We start from the raw sequence: 18997 nt of genomic DNA, 5'->3' as shown, positions 1-18997 counted from the left end.
CGCTGATATTATGGACAATTAAAGTCTGTCGCGATCAGGGCAGGCGGGACGTAACGTTTCAAATGTTCAGGGTGATATTATGCATGTCCCCTAGGCGTGACTCCGGTTGTTCGCCTTGGCTTCCGTGAGAGCGATGCCCGCCGGTTCATAGGAAGGCTCCAGGTCAACGGCCTTCTGCAGGTATCGCAGGGCATTCCCCGAGTCATAGATATCCTGATAAGCCAGGCCCAGCCTGTAGTACAGATCAAAGGCCATGGGATGGTCACCGAGCATTTCGATATGTTTCAGATAGAAATCCACAACCCGCAGATAGGCCTTCTGCGTTCGCAGGACCTCGGCTTCACGATGCAGGACGTCACAGAGCTCGGCGGCGCCATGGGATTCCATGAGAGCTTTGAAGCTGGTGTTGTAGTCCCCTTCGCGGATGGCGATGCGAGCCAGGACTTCATTGGCATCTTTCCTCTTTCTATCGAGCGTTCGCAAGCGGGTCATGGCGGCTTTGGCGGCCTCGTAGCGGCCTAACTCGAAGTTTGCCAGACCGGTGTTGGCGAGGATTTCAAGATTCAACGGACTCAGTCGGGCCAGGTCATCGAGAAGTTCGACAGCCTCGGTGAATCGTTTCTGTTTCATGAGAAGCTTGGCGATTTTGTGAGCGGGAACATAGGATTGGGGGAATGACGTGCGCGCCTTCTGATAGACTTTATGCGCTTCCTCCTGCCTGCCCATCCTGAGGAAAATATCCCCAAGGAGAAGCAGGATTTTCTCATTGGCCTTTTGCTCTTTCACCAATTTCAGAGTAAGGTCCAAAGCCATCTCATTCATTCCGCTTTGAAACGCGGCGTGAGCTTCCCGATAGCTTTTTTCGGTAGGGTTGAGATTACGCTCCTCACGCCAAAGACTTTCAAGTTTCTGACTGATATGATCGCTGCTAAATGGCTTCTGCACCACGAACTTGATATTGCATTCCGCCAGGGACACCATCAATTCCCGATTCAAAACATCCACCAGAACCAGATGCGACTCCAGACCATAGTTTCCAGTCTCGCGCAGGGACTGAATCATCGTAAGCCCGGTCATATCCTGAAAACTTTGATAGGTGATAAAGATGTCGTATTGGCTGCGAGAGGCCACCTGATAGGTATCACGGGTGTTGTTGAAGGCGTCAGTCGAAGAAAATCCCAGAGAATGAGCGACAAACCTGATGCGATTGACCTCTTCCGACTCGCGGGCCGTGATGGCCAGGCGAGCTTTTCTTTCTCCAGCCACGGTATAGCCTTTCCAAACTCAAGTTGTTCAGCTGTTTCATGTGACCAGATATAAGAGTAATCGATTGCACGGCCGTGTTAAATTAATTTCCGCTGGGCTGCCCTCATCAGGCTGCCGGGCTTTGTGCATTCTCCAGGATGGATTTCGGAAAGGCCCGGTAATACCGGGCGGGCAGGTGAATGCGAATGGAAAACGGAGCGTGCCCGTTGTCTGACTTCCGTGGCTGAGGCACGAGCTTTAACTCCAGGCAACCGCCTGCCTTTTCCAAATAACTTTTAATCGCGGACATGCCCACGCCCCGCCCTGAGATCTCAGTCACCTTCTGGCTGGTCGAGAAGCCTGGCTCAAAGATGAGAGCTGCAAGTTCTTCCTGACTCAGGCCATCCACCGACGGAACCAGACCACGAGCCAAAGCGATCTCCTGAATCACCGGCAGGGCCAGGCCTCGGCCGTCATCGCTGTAAACGATTTCGACCGCATCGTCTTTTTCACAGAACCCGACCTGAAGAAGACCGGAAGCCGGTTTCCCTCCAGCCAGCCGTTCCTCCTTGGTTTCGATGCCATGATCCATGGAATTGCGGATCAAATGGCCAAAGACATTGCGAAGCAAATCCGCCCCTTCATCGGTCAGGAAGATACTGTTCTCTTCGATGGCGATGACCGGCTGCTCTTTATTCAGGTCTTTCGCCAGGCGTCTGGTGGCTGTGAATATTTCGCCGAGAACGGTCTGAGCGGGCTGGTAAAAGGCATGGCACAGCATAAAATCGATTTTCTGGAAGAAGTTCCTGGCCGCTCCGGTTAATGGCTCATTTCGGTAAGAAGCCATCGCCTGAAGTATGGCCTCAACGCGTGTCGTGGCGACTTCAACGTTGGCGCGACTGCTGCCGCGTTCCAGGATCCTGTCATGGACATAGCGATAGTAGGCGAAGGTTTCCTTGATCATGGCCGCATCCTGAGCCAGCCGCGTATGGTCCCAATCCATAGGACCATTCTGGAGAAGACTCCCGTAATGTTCGGCCTCATGCACGACCTCGGTTAACTTCTTCAGTCCCAGCGTACGGGACGTTCCTTTGATCGTATGCATATTGATCAGGACGATCTTCAGAGCCTCCAGGTTCTTCAAGGTGCTGGCTGCGAGCAGACGCTCGTTCTCCTCGATGAGTTTCTCCACGGAATTCAGAAAACGCGTGAACTGCTCGCGGGATACTGGAACAATCTCAGCGATGAATTCCAGTTCCTTTTTCTTGGAGTTGGCGACCTGCTGCAGTTCTCTGAGTTGCGTTACGTCGCGGATGGTCACCAGGATCTTCTCGATGACATGCCGGCGATTGATGATGGGGTTCCAATCGAGTTCCAGGATGGTCATGCGGCCGTCTGCATCCTTTTTCTTCAGCTCTCTTATCAGAGACCCCTCGTTGAGCTCAAAGCTCAGTTTGGGTTCACCGAGCGTGCTTTCGAGGATGCTGCTGATCTGGCTAATGGCATCATGGTCGGCATCGCTTTGCGCCAGCAGGAGATCGACCGCCTTCATTCCGGTCAGACCACTTCTGTGGAAGATGTGCTCCAGGAACGAGGAATAGTCCTTGTGAATCAACCCATCATCGACGATGGTGAAGATTCCAAGACGAATATTGGCAAGCATGGACCGTATGTCGCGTGTCTGCTCCTCCACCTTCGCTTCAAGGTGCTCATTTAAGGAAACGATCTTGCGATGCTCGTCCTGAAGTTGCTCGTTGAGCTGCTTGATTCTCTGATGCGCCTCTTTCTGTTGATATTTGATCTTATCGCCCAAGCTGATCGAAAGAAGCAGCATCTCAACAGCTGAACCGATATGAACACTGTAGTAGGCGAAAAAACTGGGTTCGAGAACGCCAAAGGTTATAAGCTGATTGGCCGTGACCCCGATCAAAAACGCGGCAAACGCGAGGACAAAGAAGAGTGCAGGGCGATAGCCTTTCCGCAAGCAGACGATCCCTGCCAGAAGCAGGATGGGCGCACTCAGCATGGCCAGGCTCGAGGCCAGTTTGATGCCGAGACGGTAGTTGAACAGGGCGGCGATAACTGCGCAGACCGCCCATACAACACCCAACCGAAACACTCGCCATAACGCGACGGAGTAGCGCCGGAGCTGTAGGAATTCCTGCGCAAATAGGATCGCAAACAAAACGGCCAGGGCTATGGATATCGGCACCATGCGATTGGAAAAGACCGGGGCGTGCGTTGTGAGATATTGATAAATAAGACCAAAGAGCGAAGTGATCGTATAACCATAGGAAAAAACGTAGGCCACATAAAAGAGGTAGCTGCGATCCCTGATACTCAGGAAAAGAAAAAGATTGTATACGAACATGGAGAGCATCAGACCCACATAGATCGAGAAGCTGACCAGTTCGTTGCTCGCCTTTTCGACAAAACGCTTGGGCGACCACAGGTTGATAGGACCCTGAAGCGAACTTTCAGAATTGATTTTCAGATAAAGAGTCAGGGTTTGGTTGGCAGCGGTATCGATCATGAAATTGGTGGTTCGGTAATTGATCTCGCGTGCTTCAAAGGGAAGCCGGTCGCCGGCGGCTTTATGGATAACGCCCTTGTCCGAAACGATATAGAGGTCCACATAGTCCAGTGGCGCGTATTCCATTTCGAGGACCCACTTCAAGGGCACATCCTCTTGATTGCTCAAGCGGAAACGAATCCAATAGACCTCCTCGGCCAATCCAAAGTTAAAATTGGGCCTTTCGTTTGTTTGCCAGTCCTCCCGATCCTTAACCGATTCGAATTCGAGCTTGCGGCTGGCATCCTTCAGATACGAGAAATTACCTATAGCCACCTGCTCCGTCGTGGACTGGAGAACGATCCCACCATGCCCGGAAAGACCCCTTGCTCCCGAAGACCAGGCCATAGCCAGCAGAAACATGAGAAGCATTCGCATACGGTGCGCGACTCCCGGGATTGATAGGGGGATGGGAACATTGCAGGTTAAATATGCAGAAGACCCGCCTTCTCTTATCGGCGTGCGGAGCACTTTTTCAAACCGGGTTGGTCGTTTATAGGTGTGGATTTGAACCTTGCCGGCTGGAAACCAGCGGAAGGTCGAACCAGAAGGTGGAGCCTGAACCGCGAGTCGATCGTGCACCGACCTCGCCGCCATTAGCCTCGGCCAGCCGTTTTACGGTCGCGAGCCCGAGCCCCAGACCTTCACTTTCCCCTGGGCGGCCGCGAACGAAAGGCTCGAAGAGATGATCTTTGATCTCGTCCGGTATACCGGGGCCAGTGTCTTCTATTTCGACGTGAACTTTTCTGCCCTCCACGCGGGCTCTGGCGATAATCTGTCGCTTGTCCGAGTTGCCCATATGTTTGATCGCATTGCGGATCAGATTTTCCATCATGCTGACCATGATTCCAGGACTGCAGCCGACTTCAGCGGATACGGATGACTCCACGGAGAAATCAATGCGGTCTTGACGTGCAATCCGGCTATATTCGGCACCCAACTGTGTTATCACCTCCTGGACGTTAGTATGATCTCCCCCTTCAGAATTGCTCTCGGCCCGTGCGAAGGAAAGGAGGCCATCGACGAGCTGCGTTGCACGCCGCAAAGCTCTCTGGGTCAGCTCGATGGTTTCCCGCTCCTCTTTCGGTGATTCGGAAAATTGTAGAAGCTCGATTCCCATCGAAATGGTACCTAACGGATTTTTTATATCGTGAGCCACACGTCCCGCGAAGTTATTCAGTTCCTCAACACGACTTTGTTGCAGCTGGCTGTGCTCATCCTCCAGGCGAGCATGCCGCCGAAACATGCGGTAGATGATGACGGCTGCGAAAATGGAAAGCATCAGACTCAGAACATCGAGCAGCACGACCACCGCAAGAGACTCTTTGTGCAGGACAGTGATTTGCTGGGCCAACTTTTGCGCGACGCTTGCATCATGGGCGATCGCCGACGGAATGGTTTCGTTCAAGCCCAGGATGGCAGGTTGCACCACCTGGAGGTAATATTGTGTAACGATGTCCGCGTCACCTGCCTGAGCAATTTCCGCCAGACTCTTCACGGCACGGATTACGCTTTTGACCCCCTCCTCGATCGCCCTCCACTCCTCTTCTTCGAGCGGGAGCAGTGTGAGGTCCAGATAGGCCTTGCTGTGCTGTGTGAGGTTGTCAATGGACTCAAGCAGCAGTTCCGGTTTTCCAGGAGGGCTTCGGCGAACCTGGTCGACAAACGCGGCTGACGCTTTTCCGACGTCATTCAGGGATTCTCTTATCTTGAGGAGGTATTCAATGCAGGGAGAGGCTATTTTTTCAATGGTCTGGGCGGCCTTATCGATGCCGCTCAGCCGGAATTGCGTATATGCACTCGCAAACAGAAAGCTCAGAGTGCTGAGTGCAAAGGCAACTCGAAACGCAATCCCATAAGTTCTTCTCGCGCTTTTGTATGATATCCCCAGCACTGGCCCCATCCTCCACGCAACTCGGCTGTTGGTCATTCAAGTCTCCATGGACGCGTCGGCACGGATCCAGATCAAATTAATTTCGCTGAGAATAAAGAACTGACTCTAAAATATTCATGAAAGGCAGCTAAAAAAGATTTTTACTGATGGGCCGCATTCTTTACCCATGGTGCCCTGGCTGAGCTGTAAAATTGCGGCTCACGAGACCAGCGACCGAAGCTCGACCGATATCGCCGCGCGCCTTGAGCCGTGCCAGCAGCAGGTGATAGTAGAGCATGCCGCGCTGTGGACCCAGTGCGGCAAGAACCTGATCGATGTCGAATGGAGTATCGCCCGCGACCGTGATGAGGTTGCGCGCGACACTGGAATCATTCATAGGAAAGACATCAAGACGCCCGAGTCCACGCAATAGAATAACCGTGGCGGTCCAGGAACCTATTCCCTTGATCTGACGGAGCCGAGCCGCAGCTTCGGGACTGGGAAGTGCTTCCAATGATGTTTCGTCCAGTACCCTCGCCTGAATCGCATCGGCCACTCGGCGAAGTGTGGCCAGCTTGCTCGTACTCAGACCGACGTTTCTCAGAAGGTCGTCGCGCGTGCTCGTGAATTTTTCGACACTGGGAAAGGGATGGAACGTAATATGGTTTCGTTCGATAGGTGGGCTCATGGCTTCGATCATGCGGCGCAAGATGGAGCTTGCCGCAGCGAGACTGACCTGTTGAAAGAGAATGGCATTCACGCAGGCTTCCCAGAGGGTCGGATAGCGCGGGGGTTTCACCCCGGACATGGCGATCACCAGCGGGCGAAGCCATGAGATGCGTTTCGCGGCGCGCGTAAAAGATGCAAGGTCCCGATCGACTCCGAGCATCCGTCGCACGAGGGCCAAAGCTGGAACGTGATCCGCTGTCCTTCCCTCAATCGTGACGGCCAGAGTCTCAGGCTTTTCCTGTGTGACAAGCACGACCACCGGCTGCTGAAAGTCCCCGAAGGCGCGAATATATTGACCCTCTGCCGTGAAGATGTCCACCGTATTTGTCGACAGGCGTCGCAGGACGCTCACGGTGAGATCCAGGCGATAAGGGGCTGTTACACTGACCCAATGCCTGGCTGTGGAAAATATCGATGTCATAGGTCCCATTCCTCAAGCTCAGAGCGACAAAGGTGAATGCAAGTGTGAGGCCGCTGGGTGTGCAAGGATCTGCTTTAAGCTTAACCATTGGTAAAGGTGACATAAATAGCTTCAGCAGGTTTTTACTATTTCGGAAATCCTATATGACTTTTATTGCGTTGCTTTCAGGCACACGCTTGCAATGCTGCGTTGACAAACAAGACCACCTTTCAACTTTGCCTTAGGATTTTTGCCAGGTGGTATCCTTGAATGAATCAAATCGCATTCAGAATGATCTGAAAGCGCTCCATTGGTAATCCCGGTGCGTTTCATGAGACGAAAGCCGTTATCCTGAGTTAGCGAGCAATATAAATGAGCGAAATACGAGTCACACTGGGAAATGACCATGCAGGTTTTGACTTGAAACTTGCCTTGCTCGAATATCTTCAAGCAAAGGGTTTCGCTGTTGAAGATGTCGGTTCCTATGACAAAAGCCCCGTGGACTATCCAGACTATGCCGTGAAAGTTGCTAAAAGTGTTCAAGCGGGCGCCCGTGGAATTTTGCTTTGTGGGAGTGGGATAGGGGCTTCCGTTGCCGCCAACAAGATCCCAGGCATACGGGCCGGCTTGGCCCATGACAGCTATTCGGCCCACCAGGGCGTTGAGCACGACGATATGAATATACTCGTCCTTGGGGCTCGGGTTGTCGGGGTTGAGCTGGCGAAGGACCTGTCCATGGCCTATCTCGAAGCGCGCTTTACGGGTGCGGATAGGCATCGACGGCGTTTGAAAAAAATCGTTCAGCTCGAGGAAAACGTGAGAGACCATTCCACCAGCTGATCCATCCAGGAAGACTGCCTTGAACAAACGAAGTTACCGGGAAGTAACCCAAATGGAGTTGCATATCGTCGCCGACCTCAAAGCGCTCGGAAGGCTGGCGGCTGACCAATTCGTGATGCGTGCTGTCACCTCAATACAAAATACCGGACGCTTTACCGTAGCTCTGTCCGGCGGTGAAACACCCAAGGAACTCTTCATCCAACTCACAGCCGACCGGGCCAGCGAATTGGATTGGTCGAAGGTCCATTTTTTTTGGGGAGACGAGCGTCATGTCGGGCCGATGGACAAGGACAGTAACTACCGATTGGCGAAGCAGTATCTCCTGGATCCCCTTCAGGTACCGGATGCCAACATTCATCGGATCCGAGGCGAAGATCCGGTTCAATCGGCAGCACGCACCTATGAGGATGATCTGCGGCAATTCTTTGATCCGGCTCCTGGGACATGGCCACGTTTCGATCTGATTTTGCTGGGTCTCGGCGAAGACGGACACACCGCTTCGCTCTTTCCCGGCTCAGCAGCGTTGCGGGACAGGGTCCATCTCGTGGCGGGCAACGTCGTCCCACAGATCGCGACTGAGCGAGTTACTTTCACATATCCTGTGATCAATGCGGCCGCGTACGTGCTTGTGCTCGTGAGTGGTGTTCGAAAAAGCTCCATGGTTCAGACCGTCCTGGAGAACCCACCGGATCCAGAAAAATTGCCTATGCAAGGCGTTCAACCGAAAGACGGTCAACTGATTTGGCTCCTGGACGCCTCGGCCGCCTCCATTCTGCAGGCCGGAGCATCCAAGCCTTTCACATAGCCCCGGGCAGGTGCGTGAAATCAGGTCGCGGGTCGTGCCATCCACCCTCAGGCCCGCATTGTGTCATGGCTTCGCGCGGACCCCAGGTTCCAGGTTCATATTCATAGAGATGCGCGGCATTTCCCAGGACCTGATCCACGATGCGCCATGAGGTTTCGACAGCGTCCTGTCTGGCAAACAGAGCCGTGTCGCCGATCACGGCGTCTCCGATGAGTCGTTCATAGGCACTCATGACATCTTGAGATTGGTGATGGGCGAGCAGCTCGATCGCTTCTCCCACAAGAAGCTCTCCAGGTTTCTTGACCTTCGCGCCGATTGCCAGAACGACTTCGGGGTTGATTCGGAAACGATAGTGGTTGGCGGGCGGTGCCAGGTAAAAGTTGAGCGTGGCCGGAGTCGGACACTTGAATTTCACCAGCACTTCAGTAATCGTAACCGGCAGACGCTTGCCGGCGCGAATAAAAAAGGGAACACCGGCCCAACGGGCATTGTCGATGTGGAATTGTGCAGCGACAAAGGTTTCCACCTGAGAATCCAAAGCCACGCCGGGTTCCCGTCGGTATCCACGAAACTGACCACGGACCACGTCGGCCGCTTCGAGGGTTCGAACGTCCTTGAGTAAGCGTGCTCGCTCATCGCGAATGGCTTCATCGTCTTTTCTGCAGGGGCACTCCATGCCGAGGCAGGCTAAAACCTGCAGCAAGTGATTCTGCAGGACATCGCGGATGGCACCCGCTTCTTCGAAAAACCTGCCGCGCCCTTCGATACCGAAGCTTTCCGCCATTGTGATTTGAACGCTTTCAATCCATTCATGGTTCCATCCGGCTTCGACCAGGGGATTGGCAAAACGGAAGTAGACAAGATTCTGCACCGGCTCTTTGCCGAGAAAATGATCAATACGGAAAATCGAGGACTCCGGGAAATGTTCGAGCAGAGTTCGGTTGAGCGCCTGAGCCGAGGCGAGGTCGCGTCCAAAAGGCTTTTCGACCACGATTCTGGCGTTCTTCGCACAGCCGGACGCCGCCAGGTGATTGGCCACGGCGACGAACATACTGGGTGGAATCGCGAGATAAAAGAGCGGACGCATGGCATCACCAAGAGCCTCCCGCAAGGCCACAAATGTGGAGGCATCGGTATAGTCCCCCTCCACATAGCGGAGGAGCGCGGAAAGTTTCTCAAACACGACCGGGTCGAAGTCTCCGTGCGCCTCAATGCTGGCCTTGGCCCGCGCCTTGAACTGAGCCAGGTCCCAGCGTGATCGCGCCACGCCGATCACCGGCATGGCGAGGTGCCCACGGCGTACCATCGCCTGCAAGGCTGGAAAGATCTTTTTGAATGCCAAATCACCTGTAATGCCGAAGAAAACGAAGGCATCGGATCGCTCCGCTTTCATAGCGTTCCTCCTGGCGGTGGTTCGGTCTTTTCGTGGTGACCGCCAAATCCATAGCGCATGGCGGATAGCAATTTGTCAGCAAAGGCGGACTCACCGCGCGAGCTGAACCTTGCGAAGACGGCTGCACTCAAGACCGGAGCGGGAACGGACCCATCGATCGCCGCCATCAAAGTCCAACGGCCTTCGCCTGAATCAGACACGCGACCGGCAAATCCTTCGAGGTCTGGCTTTTCATGGAGAGCCTGCGCGGTCAAGTCGAGGAGCCAGGACGAGACCACACTGCCGCGTCTCCAAAGTTCGGTGATGGCCGTAAGGTCAAGTTCGTAGCGGTATCGTTCCGGGTTGCGAAGGGGCGTGGTCTCGGCATTGGGAGCTTGTTGCTGCATACCGATATTTGCGTGGTGAAGGATATTCAGTCCCTCGGCATAGGCCTGCATGAGTCCATATTCGATTCCATTATGAACCATTTTTACGAAATGGCCGGCGCCGGCTGAGCCGCAGTGGAGGTAGCCTCGCTCTGCTGAAGAACTCGGGCCACTACGTCCAGGCGTCCGTGGCGCCGCGCTCATGCCTGGAGCCAACGCTTCGAACATGGGTTCCAGCCGTTTCACCGCGGATTCCTCACCGCCTATCATGAGGCAGTAACCGCGCTCCAGACCCCAAACGCCTCCGCTGGTCCCGACATCAAGGTAATAAATTCCCTTCGCCTGGAGCGACGCCGCTCGTTTGATGTCATCGTGATAGTGGGAGTTGCCGCCATCGACCACCACATCGTCGGCCGCGAGGTGAGACGCAAGCTCTGCGAGCGTGTCATCGACGGCAGCGGCCGGTACCATCATCCACACCGTGCGCGGTTCGGAGAGTGAGTGAGCCAGCTCCTGGAGAGAACTCACTCCGGTTGCGCCATTCCTTGCGAGGGCTTTCACCGCTTCAGGATCAAGGTCATAGACCACACAGTGATGCCCAGCCCCCAGGAGTCGGCGAACCATATTGGTTCCCATGCGACCAAGGCCTATCATTCCGATTTCCACGTCACTTCCCTCCAATGGGCATGCCCGACTCCTTCAGGCAAGGTTCTTCACGGCTTTCACGATGTGGTCCGCATTGATACCGGCCGCATCCAGCAGCTGCTCGGGTTTCCCTGAACCAGGCATGGAGCGGACGGCAAGCTTTGTCACGTGAAGATTCATGGGGACATCAGCGAGAGCGTCCAGCACGGCGTCGCCAAGACCACCTTCGGGCCAATGATCTTCGACGACAACGATCCTTCCTTGGGTGTCTTGCGCGGCCGTCCGTAACGTGCGTCCATCCATCGGTTTCACTGAGTAGGCGTCGATGACTCGAATCGCGATGTTTTCCAACATCAGAGTCTCGTATGCTTGCAGAGCCTCATGCACCGTGATGCCGGCGGCGACCACGGTCACCTGATCACGGGCGGATTGTCTGAGAATCCTGCTGCCGCCGACGGCAAAGGACTCGCCCGATGGATAGATGACCGGTGTTTTGGCTCTTGTCGTGCGCAGGTAAGAAATCCCAGCCAGGTCTGACATCGCGAGGACGAGCTGGGCCGTTTGATTGGGATCACAAGGATAAAGCACGGTGCTGCCATGGACGGCGCGCATCATGGCCAGGTCTTCAAGTCCCATTTGCGATGGACCGTCCTCACCAATGCTGACCCCGGCATGGGAACCAACAAGACGAAGGTTTGCATTCGAGATGGCGGCCATGCGGATCTGATCGTAGGCTCGCGTGAAGAAGGCGGCGAACGTTGATGCGTAAACTTGTTTTCCCAATACGCTCAAGCCGACCGCCGCCGCGACCAGCTGCTGCTCGGCGATGAACATTTCAAAGAAGCGCTCGGGAAAGGCATGTTTGAACTCTTCGGAGAAAGTCGAGTTGGATACTTCGGCATCGAGGGCGACGACGGCCGCACGGCTGGCGCCAACGGCAACAAGAGCATCTCCGTAGGCCTTGCGCGTCGCCTCCTTGCTACCTGGCTCGTAGCGCGGCAGTTCGAGAGCCTTCTCGCGAAAAGAGTTGGGCGGCTGAAGGGCTTCCGGTTGGGCGGTTTGAATGGTGAGAGAGCGCAGCCCTCCCAGTGCATTAATAGCCTTCTTCGCCTGTTCCGGATCGAAGGGCTTGCCGTGCCAGTTCTCTTTGTCAGCCACCGCCGCAAAACCATGCCCTTTCTCAGTCCTTGCGATCAAGCAGATAGGCTGGCCATCCGCATTCAGCGCCTCGCGGTAGGCTTGATCGATAGCCACCAGATCATGTCCGTCCACCTCGATCGCGCGCCAACCGAAAGCGCGGGCGCGAGTGGCGTAAGCTTTACTGTCCCAACCGAGTTCGGTTTCACCACGCTGGCCGAGCCGGTTCATATCCAGGATGGCGATGAGATGATCGAGCTTATAGTATGATGCCTTCTCGAAGGCTTCCCAGATCGAGCCTTCCGACATTTCGCTATCACCAAGGAGCACCCAAACGCGGAAGGGAAGTTTGTCCAGGTACTTGCCGCTGAGGGCCATACCAACACCAATGGGTAAACCCTGGCCCAGAGAGCCCGTGGCGACATCAACATAGGGCAGAACTCCAGGATTGGGATGGCCCTGGAGGCGACTGCCGAATTTCCGCAAGCTGAGCAATTCCTCGTCGGTGATGACGCCGGCTGCTTTAAACATGGCATAGAGCAGAGGACAGGCGTGGCCCTTGCTGAAGATCAGACGGTCGTTATTGGGCAGGTGAGGATGACTCCAATCATATTTCAGGTAGTTGGCCAGGAGCACCGCCATGAGATCGGCAGCTGACAAACAGGATGTGGGATGCCCGGACCCCGCCTCTGTCGTGCAGCGAATGCTATCGACACGCAACTGAGCGGCCAGGTGTCGCAGATCATTCATCGGGAACCTCCTTGGGCGATTCATGCGTTGCAAGAATCATGAATGAGAAACTCGCGGATGGCATCATGAAAGCAAGCGTTGTACCATTCCTGTGGAAACATCAAGGAAAGTTGACATGAATGTCTTCAGCAGCTTTTATCAATTCCGTAAATCCTATAATGTTTTTGCCAGTGTCCCTTACGGGCAAGCCCACGAAAACTGACCGAATGCAGGATAATCAGCATGGTTGTTTCTCATAAATCCAGATCAATGCCTCTCTTAATCGCAGCAGCAGGACTAACGGTCGTAACGGGAGCGGTCGCGATGATACTGACCCGACAGAATCGACGGTCAGCAGGCTCTATCGTTATGGAGGAAGGAAAGCAGACTCGGGAACAGTTTCGGAATCGATATGGCCAGATGTTGGACCGCGTCGACCAGCAGTCCGATGCTTCATTTCCAGCGAGCGATCCTCCATCCTGGAGTGGGATTATCGCGGGTGGATGTCGGAGATAAGTTGGAGTGGATCACGAGCGGAACATGATGGATGGCAGCCTCAGCAGGTCGATCCCTTGACTCAAGTTTCCATAAGCCATGCGGTTTTTTTATTCTTGGATCTGTTCCAACCAAGCTCGCTCAGCATGCCGATGTAAACTGTAATAAGCCTGCGTATTTTCGAGGCAGGATTGTCACCACAATATGAATCATCGCGGGACATGCTTGGATTCGTCATCAACTCCAATGCTGAGGCAACTTTTCAGCATGTTCAAGCACTATATGCCATCTGACATCAAAAATTGCTGTTCGGGGGCATTTCCAACGAGATCTCCTTTTCTTAAAGTTTTCGTATGCTGCTATTATTATTAAATATATTAATTGATTTTCTAATAAGATAAGATGGTTTTATCTTGATAAGGTCATCTTATCTTATGTCCAGTTCCCTGATTCTGAACCGGCAGGACCCATGTCTGCTGTATCTGATGCATTAGAAACATTTCAAATACCTATCGATCACTCTAGGCTCACCATAGTTGACCTCCCCCGGGCTTAGTTTGGCAATTGCTAACACAGTTCACCTCAATATTGCTCCAGGCATATTAGCAAGCAAAATTGGGCTGAAGGGTTCCCTGGAGGAAGCAACTACGGCTTTAAAATTGTCGCTTTTGCTCGTTGGTTAGCTTTACCCAGCTTGTATGAAGCTCGCAGCCTAAAAGTCGGCATTCTTAACTCATGCTCGGCTTGCTTACGCTGATTAGGCCAGTTCTTGCCTATTTCAATTAAGGTAGAAAGAGAAGTGAATTGGTTGGAGGTGAAGAGACACTGAGGGAATTTTGAATCATTGATAAATGATTTCATAAGTGAAGGTGCTTTTGGATGAAGATATTTAGTGGGAAACTTCTCGAATTCAAATAGTAGCAAGAATGACTTTCTATTTGTGCCCACGTCGCGAATTGGAATTTCGTATCCACAGACAAACTTTATCCGCTCGACGCTTCTGCTCTCACGTCGAAATTTATGCCAAGCCGGATCGAGTTCAAACACTTCATCTGTGTGGTTTCCTCTGACATTGAATATTTTTGAAACATAGCTCTTTTCGGGATCGAATGGAATAGAACGGTTAGTTGGAATCTCGTGTTTCGCTTCGCTGCAGAAACGACTCAAGTTAAGAATAGATCTATTCTCTGAATCGAAGAGAAACAGATTGAGTCGGCGATAGCCCCAATCAAAGTCTGGTGGCGTGGCTCCATTCCCGTATTCGTAAAAGAAATCATAGATTCCTTGAAGATGTGGGTGAAAATAGTTATGTAGAGATTCATGAAGCTCGTTGTTGTCCTGTCTTAGGTTATCGATCATTGCGCTTAAGCTGTTAGATTGAACTCGCTTATTCTGGATATTTTTCCGAATTGTGAGGATGTAGACCACAATAACGAGTGTAAAAAAGAAATAGCAAAGGCAGTTTGCTGCTTTCAATTCGCTTGTTTCTGTCATCCAATCAGATGGTGTGCTACCCAAAAAAGTTGGTAAAGACACAATGCAGGAGATTATGAGCATTGCAAAGTCACGGACAGAAAGATCTTCACGTATTATCCGGAACTGCCAGATATATGCTGCGATGCAGAAAACAATTATTGTAGCGCTTAGTACGAGGCAAACAGTACTCATCGAACATACCTATATGGTAATGTTCTTTCCGTATCGGCAAGAAGCGCTCAAATATGAGTTAAGAAACTGGCTGTTTACCCTGAATTCGAGCAGTTAATAGCTCTTTAAAGAGCATTTAATTAACCACTTTAAAGGCAATAAGGTATGAAACTGGTGCCGCATCCCATTCTTCAAAAACCGAGTTATAGTCACGCCTGAACTGAAGGAAAGCCATATGCGGCTGGGATAGAAGGTTTCTAATCCACTGTGGAACATTCCCAGAGCTTGCGGAACAGGCGCAGTATTTTGCTACAAAACTTGATCGAAGAAAAGACCGAAAGTAGTCATGAAGATTTGAGCGCGGAAAGGTCCCCCATTTGGACGTCATCATTCTTAGGTTTCGCACGCGCAAACCCTGCGTTATGAGCTCTCTGTCCTGAATTGCAAGGATGGTTGGAGTTCGATGGCCAGTTGAAGGACGGAATAGCCTATCATCAAGTCTGTGCCTGTATGTCATAGGGTTCCGTTTGGGGAAAGGCTTGGCTGAAGGTGATGAGGTTTCAAGTCTCACAGCTGATACGTCTGCCTATAAATACTTCAAAGGGATTGCATCGATGTCCTCTCCTACGTCCCATTCTCCTGGTTCCGCAGGAGATCTATGAAAATCTGGAGATCATGCATCACACGTCAGTAAATCATCAGACTCATGACAGGTGATTGGGTTTGAAATACCCTCCTCCAGAAGAATTCAGTTCCCTTGATTTGATTGGATTCTGTCTTAACAAAACCTGATCGAGTCATTCAGATCTTCATGGCTTTTTGTATCAATGAAGCCAAGATTTCGTCAAAATCTACTGTTTCAGAAACCGAGGCTATGGCTGATGCCCATCCCCTCTTGAGAATTGTCATGTCAATCTTTGATATAGCCTCTGATATGGACTGAGGCACGGGAAATTCCCGATAAGCAAAGGTCCGCTCGATGGCTTGCCTTAACGCAAGTGGATCAGCCTTGTTCCAGAATAAGTTCATATCATAAATATCCTTGGAACGTGAATTTCTGCTGCCAAGAAATAGGAGAGCATGAAGTTTTTCTGCGATCATAGTTTCCACGGGGTAGACTGACCAGGAGATCGTTCCTTCACCGATGCTCTGCGGAATCTGCTTTTGAATTGGTGATGGTGTCACGGGATCACCGATGCCAATGTCAATTCCGATTCGAAGAGCCTTTTCAATTTTTGAAGGTGGTTCACCGAGCCCTCCACGAAATTTTAGGCTGAGTCCACCGTAATCTCCCTGAGCATCAGTTTCTTCTTGTCTTTCAAAGTGAAACCAAGCCCCATCAGCCAAGTCTCCGAGCATAGCCCTTTTGATCTTCTCGATGGCTCTTTCCGAAGATATTCCGGACAAGGCCGCATCAATATCAGTCGTAAATCTTTCAGAGCCATAAACCCGCATGCCGACAAAGCCTCCTTTGAATATCAGTCCCTTATGGAGGTCAGGGTCCAGGACGAGACGGGCGAGGGTTCGCTCCAGAAGAAAAAGAATCCTTTGATCCATCGGGCTTCGGCCATGACCTTTGGCGATATTCAAGAGCCTGGCCTCGATGGATTTGATTTGGGCGGGGAGAAGATTTGTCATTTTGTTGTGATTGCCTCCCAGTTTTTTGCGATCTGAGGCCAGCACTGAAGGCGCTCGGCTGCGGTTGCAAGGCTTTTTTCTGTGATTTTCTTCTCTGAAAGAGCCGTCCTGGCAGCGATCAGGGCCGTCTGATAGCCGATCTTTGTATGATAAACAAAAGCCTCGATGATGGCTCTTTCCAGGGAAACGATGCGCCAGCCTTCGTGTTCCTCGATTTCCACCTTGAGGTCATGTTTGGTTCGAAGAACTCGATAGCTTTTGGGATAGAGATTTCGGATTGAGTTTGAAACCATGACCCAGGTCTGGGTTGGAACCTGTTCGGTGACGGCATAATAGGAGAAAGCCGTGAGACCACCGATGGCCGCATCGGGGCCGAATCGCAGGCAGGCCTGGATGAATTCGACTTCGTCCATGCGCTCAAAGTCCGGGTGAAGAAAAATCCCATGCTCAAGCCTTGAGAGGGTTCCCGCTTCGACCATGCGGGAGAGAGTTCTTTGCGAGACGCCTTCTTTTATGGCGTCCGAGGTGCGAAAGAGCCCGAGCCTTTGGATGATTTCAGTACTCGGGGTGTGGTTTTTCTTGTCTTTTTCTTTAGTCATTATCAAGGGTTCTCGATGATGTCTGATTTCAAGATAAATTTTAACATTTCTCTTAAATTCAGACAATGCCTCGAGGCACTCTGGAATTCAAAATTATTCAGACACTTGGCTGGAAAATTCCTGCGAAAACGAAGAGAGAAGAAGAAGAGAAAATACCTCAGGTCAGACTCGAACTGACACGTCCTTGCGGACACAGGATTTTGAATCCAGCGTGTCTACCATTCCACCACTGAGGCATTCTTCGGTAGATCCCAAAGGGGCAACCCCTGAGAGGACCCGATTATGCGGAGAAGCCTTGCAGCTGTAAAGAGAAAAAATCAAAAAAAGCCGAGAGCGGCAACCTGACCGGAGTGCCGCTGTGAGACGTTTCATACGCTCGCCTGGCCCAGCCATTGAACGAAGTGGGGCATGGGCAGTGCGCCGGAGATTCTTTGCTTCTCGTGTCCCTTGTCGAAGAGCACAAGAGTGGGAATGCCGCGCACCTGATAGGTTTGCGAGGCCAGCGGATATTTCTCCGTATCGACTTTGGCAAAGATGAAGTGCTCTTTCTGTTGATTCGCCACCCGTTCATAGGTGGGTGCGAAGGATAGACAAGGGCCACACCAGGGAGCCCAGAAGTCCACCACTACGGGCCGATCCGCCGCGCGAATCAGGGCCTGAAGGCCAGCTGGATCCTGCTCAACAAGAGCGCCATGAATGGGAAGAGGACTTTTGCATTGCCCACAGTTGGGATGCTGATTGGTTTTCTCCAAAGGAACGCGATTCACTGCATGACACTTTAAACAAGCCACATAGGTTTTATCCATCACCGAAACTCCTGCTATCAGTCCGCGCCAGTTCCGCTCCTTCCTCTAAGGTAAGTCCGCTTTTTCCTTGCACAAGGGGGATCCCCAACTCTGCCTGATCGTTTCTTTTTCCCCAAAGCCCGCGGCTTTTTAAAGAAAACTCAGCCGCGGACGATACATAAAACGTCGAGTCGCAGCGGAGGAACCATGCTGTTAGCCAAGAAACCCTTTAAAAAACAAAGGGAACCTAGGGTCCAGGTGTTACCTATTGAAATCAAAGGACTTTTATCCGGCCGTGAGTTGGGTGATGAGTCTCAGATTCCCTTTTTGGTTTGGGATGTTTCGCCCAGTGGCCTCGGAATCCTGCTGTCCGATCGCCTGGAAGCCGGCGAGGTTTTGCGACTCACTTTTGGCGCTCCGATGGCCCTGACTGTGATGTGCAGCGTGGTGTGGTGTGAACTGCAGGAAGCGGATTATGATTTTCAGGAGGCCAGCTTTCGCGTAGGGCTGATAACGGTCAGCAACAACAGGCCCCTGCAGCCTTTGGTGGATCGCGTCGACGAGGCCCGCCTGCGCAAACCGTAAACGGCCACCCAGGACCCCGCTCCAAGCAAGGTCCCAGGCCGAAATTCATGCGGACTCTTTGAGAGTGCTCAGATGGTCCTGCAGGTCGTTGATGACAGCCTTGAGCCGGCCGTGGTGAGCCAGGCTTTCCAGGGTTCTGAGCGAAAGATGCACCGATTCGCAGTGGTGGCAACAGAGCAAACTGATCTCACCCCGCACCCTTTCTTCCATGCCATGCCCACATTTACTGCATTTATGATAGTGTTGGGTGCGTTCCAGGATTTCCTTCTTCTGCTGTTCCGCGGCCTTCATCTTATCGATCAACTCACGGTCCTTTTTGTAGAAGTACTCGTCTTCGAGTCGACTGGGTTCACCTGGGCCTTCTTTGTACATAGCGTCTCCTGGATAAATGAGCGGCTTTCATCTCCAAACTTATAAAGTCAAATCGGTTGTACTAATCTGACGCTGAGGGTTGGCCTTTCCCGGACTGATTTCACGGATTTGCGACAAGATTTACCGGGGCGCATAAACGACCT

The 18997-nt window shown here is 52.4% G+C and carries 15 protein-coding genes and 1 tRNA gene; 3 read left to right on the top strand and 13 right to left on the bottom strand.

Annotation, left to right across the window (positions count from 1 at the left end; genetic code table 11):
* Positions 1–90: 90 nt before the first annotated feature.
* The 4 genes from OLTU_RS25325 to OLTU_RS25310 form a co-directional block, all read right to left on the bottom strand.
* Positions 91–1266, bottom strand: a complete 1176-nt coding sequence (locus OLTU_RS25325) for a tetratricopeptide repeat protein (RefSeq protein ID WP_141735520.1) — start codon at positions 1264–1266, stop codon at positions 91–93.
* 106 nt (positions 1267–1372) lie between these two features.
* Positions 1373–4195, bottom strand: a complete 2823-nt coding sequence (locus tag OLTU_RS25320) for a 7TM diverse intracellular signaling domain-containing protein (RefSeq protein ID WP_176736949.1) — start codon at positions 4193–4195, stop codon at positions 1373–1375.
* A gap of 115 nt (positions 4196–4310) precedes the next feature.
* Positions 4311–5747, bottom strand: coding sequence for a sensor histidine kinase (locus OLTU_RS25315; RefSeq protein ID WP_141735518.1), 1437 nt, complete (start codon positions 5745–5747; stop codon positions 4311–4313).
* 124 nt (positions 5748–5871) lie between these two features.
* The gene (locus OLTU_RS25310; RefSeq protein WP_176736948.1) at positions 5872–6840 is read right to left on the bottom strand and encodes a DNA-3-methyladenine glycosylase family protein; all 969 of its coding nucleotides are present in this window, start codon (positions 6838–6840) and stop codon (positions 5872–5874) included.
* 351 nt (positions 6841–7191) lie between these two features.
* Between OLTU_RS25310 and rpiB the strand changes: the two genes are divergently transcribed.
* Positions 7192–7659, top strand: a complete 468-nt coding sequence (rpiB, locus tag OLTU_RS33295; protein ID WP_141735516.1) for a ribose 5-phosphate isomerase B — start codon at positions 7192–7194, stop codon at positions 7657–7659.
* Positions 7660–7678: 19 nt separating this feature from the next.
* On the top strand, positions 7679–8464 hold the full coding sequence (gene pgl, locus OLTU_RS25300) for a 6-phosphogluconolactonase (protein ID WP_218110256.1): 786 nt from the start codon (positions 7679–7681) through the stop codon (positions 8462–8464).
* On the opposite strand, the gene zwf is transcribed toward pgl, so the two are convergent.
* From zwf to trxC, 8 genes are all read right to left on the bottom strand, one after another.
* Complete coding sequence (zwf, locus tag OLTU_RS25295; protein ID WP_141735515.1) at positions 8457–9857, bottom strand: glucose-6-phosphate dehydrogenase; 1401 nt, start codon at positions 9855–9857, stop codon at positions 8457–8459. The two genes, pgl and zwf, sit on opposite strands and share 8 nt — an antisense overlap.
* Positions 9854–10888: a phosphogluconate dehydrogenase (NAD(+)-dependent, decarboxylating) gene (gene gnd / locus OLTU_RS25290; RefSeq protein ID WP_141735514.1), complete on the bottom strand. Its 1035-nt coding sequence runs from the start codon at positions 10886–10888 to the stop codon at positions 9854–9856. The genes zwf and gnd overlap by 4 nt, the downstream gene beginning before the upstream one ends.
* A gap of 33 nt (positions 10889–10921) precedes the next feature.
* Positions 10922–12754 (bottom strand): transketolase, encoded by a 1833-nt coding sequence (locus OLTU_RS25285; RefSeq protein ID WP_141735513.1) that lies wholly within the window; start codon positions 12752–12754, stop codon positions 10922–10924.
* A gap of 1119 nt (positions 12755–13873) precedes the next feature.
* Complete coding sequence (locus OLTU_RS25280; protein ID WP_141735512.1) at positions 13874–14896, bottom strand: hypothetical protein; 1023 nt, start codon at positions 14894–14896, stop codon at positions 13874–13876.
* A 780-nt stretch (positions 14897–15676) separates the two neighbouring features.
* A complete protein-coding gene (locus OLTU_RS25275; protein WP_141735511.1) occupies positions 15677–16513 on the bottom strand; it encodes a nucleotidyl transferase AbiEii/AbiGii toxin family protein in 837 nt (278 codons plus the stop codon).
* Positions 16510–17112 carry a type IV toxin-antitoxin system AbiEi family antitoxin domain-containing protein gene (locus tag OLTU_RS25270; RefSeq protein ID WP_141735510.1) on the bottom strand — a complete coding sequence of 201 codons (603 nt, stop codon included), beginning with the start codon at positions 17110–17112 and terminating at the stop codon, positions 16510–16512. The genes OLTU_RS25275 and OLTU_RS25270 overlap by 4 nt, the downstream gene beginning before the upstream one ends.
* A gap of 153 nt (positions 17113–17265) precedes the next feature.
* Positions 17266–17348 (bottom strand) — tRNA-Leu (locus OLTU_RS25265).
* Positions 17349–17480: 132 nt separating this feature from the next.
* Complete coding sequence (gene trxC / locus OLTU_RS25260; RefSeq protein WP_141735509.1) at positions 17481–17918, bottom strand: thioredoxin TrxC; 438 nt, start codon at positions 17916–17918, stop codon at positions 17481–17483.
* Positions 17919–18155: 237 nt separating this feature from the next.
* Between trxC and OLTU_RS25255 the strand changes: the two genes are divergently transcribed.
* A complete protein-coding gene (locus OLTU_RS25255) occupies positions 18156–18482 on the top strand; it encodes a PilZ domain-containing protein (RefSeq protein ID WP_218110254.1) in 327 nt (108 codons plus the stop codon).
* A gap of 45 nt (positions 18483–18527) precedes the next feature.
* On the opposite strand, the gene OLTU_RS25250 is transcribed toward OLTU_RS25255, so the two are convergent.
* Positions 18528–18854, bottom strand: a complete 327-nt coding sequence (locus tag OLTU_RS25250) for a hypothetical protein (protein ID WP_141735507.1) — start codon at positions 18852–18854, stop codon at positions 18528–18530.
* Between the last annotated feature and the right edge of the window lie 143 nt (positions 18855–18997).

This window comes from Oligoflexus tunisiensis (assembly GCF_001748245.1).
Classification (GTDB): domain Bacteria; phylum Bdellovibrionota_B; class Oligoflexia; order Oligoflexales; family Oligoflexaceae; genus Oligoflexus; species Oligoflexus tunisiensis.
Note: the sequence above shows the minus strand (reverse complement) of the source record. Positions and strands in the feature narration are given on the sequence as shown.

Coding starts and splice junctions, on each gene's coding strand:
- OLTU_RS25320 (WP_176736949.1), bottom strand. CDS start 4,195: ATGCGAATGCTTCTCATGTTTCTGCTGGCTATGGCCTGGTCTTCGGGA.
- OLTU_RS25315 (WP_141735518.1), bottom strand. CDS start 5,747: ATGACCAACAGCCGAGTTGCGTGGAGGATGGGGCCAGTGCTGGGGATA.
- OLTU_RS25310 (WP_176736948.1), bottom strand. CDS start 6,840: ATGACATCGATATTTTCCACAGCCAGGCATTGGGTCAGTGTAACAGCC.
- rpiB (WP_141735516.1), top strand. CDS start 7,192: ATGAGCGAAATACGAGTCACACTGGGAAATGACCATGCAGGTTTTGAC.
- zwf (WP_141735515.1), bottom strand. CDS start 9,857: ATGAAAGCGGAGCGATCCGATGCCTTCGTTTTCTTCGGCATTACAGGT.
- OLTU_RS25285 (WP_141735513.1), bottom strand. CDS start 12,754: ATGAATGATCTGCGACACCTGGCCGCTCAGTTGCGTGTCGATAGCATT.
- OLTU_RS25280 (WP_141735512.1), bottom strand. CDS start 14,896: ATGAGTACTGTTTGCCTCGTACTAAGCGCTACAATAATTGTTTTCTGC.
- OLTU_RS25275 (WP_141735511.1), bottom strand. CDS start 16,513: ATGACAAATCTTCTCCCCGCCCAAATCAAATCCATCGAGGCCAGGCTC.
- OLTU_RS25270 (WP_141735510.1), bottom strand. CDS start 17,112: ATGACTAAAGAAAAAGACAAGAAAAACCACACCCCGAGTACTGAAATC.
- trxC (WP_141735509.1), bottom strand. CDS start 17,918: ATGGATAAAACCTATGTGGCTTGTTTAAAGTGTCATGCAGTGAATCGC.
- OLTU_RS25250 (WP_141735507.1), bottom strand. CDS start 18,854: ATGTACAAAGAAGGCCCAGGTGAACCCAGTCGACTCGAAGACGAGTAC.